The sequence below is a fragment of the Bacteroides sp. HMSC067B03 genome, from assembly GCF_001811315.1.
Classification (GTDB): domain Bacteria; phylum Bacteroidota; class Bacteroidia; order Bacteroidales; family Bacteroidaceae; genus Bacteroides; species Bacteroides faecis.
Genome location: NZ_KV804308.1, coordinates 1 through 4,372 on the forward strand (window position 1 = coordinate 1; position 4,372 = coordinate 4,372).

The window sequence follows — 4,372 nt, forward strand, 5'->3', positions numbered from 1 at the left end:
TAATTTCATCCCTCAGATTTATTCATTGATCCATGTTATTGGGTAAAAATAGAGCATTATTATTGATTAAGTTTATTCAATCGCATAACAATTGACGTTTGACTTCTGCCCATTTTGTTTGCAATATATTTGACGCTCTTACCCTCATTATGCAGTTTCAATAGAAATTGGTCTGCACTTCTTGTCCATCTTTTATTGGCATTGGGGTGCTTCACATAACTCTCTTCTGAAACCTTTTCAGGATGCAAAAATTCATCCACAAATACAGAGGGGAAACGCTTGTCATATAGCACAAGAGTTTTCATCTTTGCCCTTGTTATTGCTACATAAAACAATCTACGTTCTTCTCCATATGGGAATTGGTCGCTTTTAGTTAGTACATAGTTAAGCACAGGGTCGTCACTCACAAGAGATGGGAAGCCATAAGTGTCTTTATTGCATTGCAAGAGTATTACGTAATCTGCTTCAAGACCTTTCGATTTATGTACAGTCAAAAACTCGATTTTTCGTCCTCCTATCACATAAAAGAACCTATTGCCCTCTTTGATGGATTGGTACATAAAAGAGAGATAATAATCATCAAAGGAATAACGTCCCAACAAAAATATTGATTTGTCTGATGGAATAGAAGCTACAAGTTGCCCTATCGTATTGCAATAATCACGTCTGTCATAAGAATAAAACTCCAATTCTGTTTTCATTTCAGAACTGAACGAGTGTATATCTTTCTGAATTTGTGATTTATTGCGTTGTATGAAATGAGAGGACAACGAAACCAAAGGTTCTCCAAATCTGTATGTGGTTTCAATCTTATTTATTTCTGTTGCTCCAAAGTATTCGGAGAATTGATTGAAAAGAGCCATATCACTTCCCGAAAAACGATATATGGACTGCCAGTCATCGCCTACGCAATACAACTTTGCTGGTGGATTTCCCTCACGCAACACTTTTAAAAAGTTATAACGGTCAACAGATATGTCTTGAAACTCGTCCACGATGATATAATCATACTCAACAGGACGTGAAACACGACATATTTCTGTGGCTTGAAGAATCGCATCAGTAAAATCAATTTGGTTATTATCTCTTAATGCGCTTATATAGCGTTCATATACAGGCTGGAATATATTCTTGATAATAAAAACACTCCGTTCATCCTCTGCATACTTCGCTCGTTTAAGAACGTCCTTAACTGATTTACAGCTTGATTTCACTAATGTCACAAAAGTAACAACAAGTCGTATAAATGCCTTTTCCTGCTTACTTCCTTTGGGTAAAACTAAATCATATAACTCTTCATCCGTTTTCTCTTGAATTGGTACACCTGCATCATCTAATAGTTTACGGAGTTTATCCCTAATATCAGAATAATGGAAATCAGCACTTGATGTTACTAAAAGTTGAGTGCCAAATTTCTCATGAGCTGCTTTCTTCCAAGTTATACCATCATTATATTTTTGATTGGCTTCTTCGTATGTTATATTTTTATCCTTTGCAAACCAAGCTGGAACAAGACCATGTTCATCAACCCCGAAATGCTCCAGATAGATTCGTTTGGTTACTCCATTTTGCTCGAAATATATGGAAAAATCGGGGCGATATTGAGAGTGCATTTCATCTGCCAATTGATGTTCGTATGCCTCTTCATATCTGAATCTTACTCCAAGTGAAGACAAGACAAAGCATATCTTTTGCTCTTGCTCACTTCTCACATATATGGCTCGACCATCCATATCGGGACACATTGCTTTTAACTGAACATTTTTTTGTTCCGATAACTTTTCTCGCCTTTCATTCTTGCGTTGCTCCCAATCCGCTTCATTGGATTGATAATCAATAAAATATTCTACTATACTATTCTTAAAATCCTTATTCCCTAATAAAGTGTGATAAATATCTACGAATAAAGAATCAGTATTATCGCAAATAGATGGTTTTGTGCCTGTTGCTCTTCCAATAATATCAATGGCTAATTTATGAAAAGTATAACCTTTCAAGCCGTTAGTAGCCATTCTTTCCGTAAGTTCGGCTGCTGCTTTGTTCGTGTAACTAATGAGTAAGATTCTATGAGGTACAATGCCTTTTATTTCTGTTAGATACTTGACTTTTCCAACAATAGAAGAGGTCTTTCCACTACCTGCGCTACTAACAACCAAGCAATTATCTTCTTCTGAAACGATTGAGCGTCTTTGCTGCTTGTCCAATGGATATTTCAAACAATGGTCGAAAAATTCTTTATGTGTATCAAGTAAAGAATTTATAACCGCATCATTATGTTGCTCGACAATCTTATTGATATTCCCAAAGTCACGAATTAGGTTTGAGATTGCTACAGATGGAGTGATATTGAAGGCTTCAAGTCTCTTGACTAATGAATGCGCCTCTTGAAAATATGGTATATAATGATTTGTGAAATCCTTTTCTTGCGTTGCAGAGATTATCTTACATGAAAAAACATTATTAAGGTCGGTCGGAATATCAATAAATGCTTCGTTGTTTAATGCCGACAATCTCTCTTTTGCTTGCTCATAATTGGATTTATTGCTATAAGAAGATATGTGGTTTAACTTTTCTGAAAGTTCCTTGGACTTGTTTTTTAGGCGTATTCGTATTGTGGCTACTGCAATAACAGAAATAGCAACAAGAGAAACCACAACTATAAGTAAAACCAACTGCATATCAGAGGATGATGACTATTTAAATTTTTCAATCCACCTATAATCATCCCCCTTGGTACTCCATTGGAATTTCCACATGTCACCTGTCCTATCATTTATAAGATAGTATTGATACATGCTTGTCAATGGTTGAATAGAGAATATACATTTTTCGTTATCGGATCCTAATTCGTCTTTGTTTATAGGTATGCAAAATAGATTATCTAAATCTTGTGTGCTATATTGGACTTGCCATAGTCGTCCATTATACGAATCTAATAATATGAAAGTCCACATGTTTTGGGTGGCAAACATCTGAAACCTATTAGTCCAATTTGAAGTTGCTTCGGGATATGCAAGAGAGAAGATGTTGATTGGGGCAGCAAACATATAATCTTCACCTTTTACACTAAATTGAACTTGCCAATTTTTCCCTGTATATGTATCAAGCATTATGAAAGTCCACATGTTTTGTGTTTCATAAAGGCAAAACCTACTTTCCTTATCTCCAGATATTTCTCTTGCACTACAAATAATCCAAGACTGACCATCATCTTGTATTTGCTGCACTTCACCTGTCATCGTATTTAAACGAAGCTGGTTATGATAGTTTCGCGTACTATACATTTTATAAACTTGGGCATACGATGCCAACGTAATAACCATCAATGCAAATGATACAATAAGCTTCTTCATAATTTATTATATTATTGGCTATTAATTGATTTTATTTTTCAGGGAATAAACTTGACAATGCTCGTCTAATGGCTTGGCGAATATCATCAGCTTCTGTTTCTCCTTGCCCCTCTGCCGTACAAGAGCATATCATTTCATTGGTTTTTGCAGAACTAAATTGTATGGTTACTTCTATTGTATAGCCTAAACCTCTGTTACGCCTACCACTCTCGCCATAATTGACAATTAAGGTTTCATTCGCTAATTCGGATTTGAGTTCAGGCAATATAATATACCCCTGTTTTATCAATATTCCTGCTATCACATCACTCGGATTAACACTTTTGGTAGTTGAAGAGCCATAGATACCATATTGACCTCCATATGTACCTCCTGTGCTTGATGTCAATTCCTTTGTCGGAGAAATGTATGCGTATTTATACATTTCAATAGGAGCATTCCTTACTATTACAGGTGTTCGAAGTGGTGCACACCCATTTGCTAATAGAATGGTGCAAAAAACTAATAGCCAATTTTTAATTGCGTTCATACACTACACATTTATCCTCCAGCTTCCACAAAGGATGGGTTAAATCACGAAGCGTGGAACTGTATGCCACACTCTTACTTGAAGGTCGTAGGAAACCTTGGATACGGATGTAACAATAGCAGCCCACGCTATAGCGTGAGAACCACTATGCTATTCTTGTATCCAATTTGAAAATTTCCTACGTTTTCAAGTACAAGATAAGCATAACGCTTCTTCTTTTTTCTTATGTCTTGGAAAGAGTTGCCTCAATCCGCTTACAAAGATATTTAATTTTATTGAGATACAATCAAATACTATCAAAATTACATTCTGAACCCTCTACTTTTTCTTGGCTCTTCCGCAGACTGTCGCAAACCTTGCCTTAATTTCTTCCATTGTTCCTTGAACCATTCACCTATCGGTTGTCGGTTTATGGTCAGCACCAATTTGTTATCATCGACCGGACTTTTCTCCACTTTGAAAACATCATTCTTGATTTCAAATCTTCGTC

The 4,372-nt window shown here is 36.0% G+C and carries 3 protein-coding genes and 1 pseudogene; all 4 read right to left on the reverse strand.

The annotated features are described in order from the left end of the window. Nucleotides 1-59: 59 nt before the first annotated feature. The gene (locus tag HMPREF2794_RS06930) at nt 60-2,678 is read right to left on the reverse strand and encodes a UvrD-helicase domain-containing protein (protein ID WP_032945105.1); all 2,619 of its coding nucleotides are present in this window, start codon (nt 2,676-2,678) and stop codon (nt 60-62) included. Between the two features lie 15 nt (nt 2,679-2,693). After that, on the reverse strand, nt 2,694-3,353 hold the full coding sequence (locus HMPREF2794_RS06935) for a hypothetical protein (protein WP_009128706.1): 660 nt from the start codon (nt 3,351-3,353) through the stop codon (nt 2,694-2,696). Between the two features lie 31 nt (nt 3,354-3,384). Beyond that, the gene (locus tag HMPREF2794_RS06940; protein ID WP_009128705.1) at nt 3,385-3,882 is read right to left on the reverse strand and encodes a hypothetical protein; all 498 of its coding nucleotides are present in this window, start codon (nt 3,880-3,882) and stop codon (nt 3,385-3,387) included. Nucleotides 3,883-4,184: 302 nt separating this feature from the next. Then, nucleotides 4,185-4,372 (reverse strand): annotated as a pseudogene (locus HMPREF2794_RS06945) (mobilization protein); the annotation flags it as partial.

What these genes read in the sequence shown, in the direction of transcription:
- HMPREF2794_RS06935 (WP_009128706.1), bottom strand. Translation starts at nt 3,353, where the DNA reads ATGAAGAAGCTTATTGTATCATTTGCATTGATGGTTATTACGTTGGCA.
- HMPREF2794_RS06940 (WP_009128705.1), bottom strand. Translation starts at nt 3,882, where the DNA reads ATGAACGCAATTAAAAATTGGCTATTAGTTTTTTGCACCATTCTATTA.
- HMPREF2794_RS06930 (WP_032945105.1), bottom strand. Translation starts at nt 2,678, where the DNA reads ATGCAGTTGGTTTTACTTATAGTTGTGGTTTCTCTTGTTGCTATTTCT.